1 protein-coding gene and 1 pseudogene are annotated in these 462 nt (G+C 38.5%); both read left to right on the top strand.

Annotated elements, in window-relative coordinates; translation table 11 throughout:
• Positions 1-7: 7 nt before the first annotated feature.
• Positions 8-133: a WGxxGxxG family protein gene (locus AC1DPK_RS34300; RefSeq protein ID WP_477513024.1), complete on the top strand. Its 126-nt coding sequence runs from the start codon at positions 8-10 to the stop codon at positions 131-133.
• A 204-nt stretch (positions 134-337) separates the two neighbouring features.
• Positions 338-462 (top strand): annotated as a pseudogene (locus tag AC1DPK_RS34295) (DUF3231 family protein); the annotation flags it as partial.

The raw sequence follows: 462 nt of genomic DNA, 5'->3' as shown, positions 1-462 counted from the left end.
CACGGGTATGAATGCAAACAACTATCGGACAAATGCGACAACAGACGATAGAAGAAATAATTGGGGCTGGCTTGGTTTGCTTGGCTTAACGGGCTTAATCGGATTAAGAAGCCGAGATCGGGAACGTACTTAAGCAAGAATAGAGAATCATTTTTCATGAACCCCTGCATTTATTGGGGGGTTCATTTGAGTGCAAAATAGCTTCGTTTATTTTTTCTGACTAATCCGAAGTGTTTCCAAGTATTTTTGTGAATTTCACCATTACTCGTATTTTTTCTGTGTAGTTAAGCATATTAAGTCAGTTCAAAAAATTAATGAATCAAAAGGAGCAAATCAAATGGGAATTTTAAGCGGTAATCCAAAGGATGAACCAATGCACTACGGTGAAATATTTAGTGTTTGGCAGGCTTCAACTGTAGCAAAAGGCGCTGTATCCTGTTACCAAGCATACTTAAACCACGC

The sequence above is a fragment of the Paenibacillus sp. 01T424 genome, from assembly GCF_056398745.1.
The sequence above is the reverse complement of the archived record's forward strand: the minus strand, read 5'-3'. Positions and strand labels throughout refer to the sequence as shown.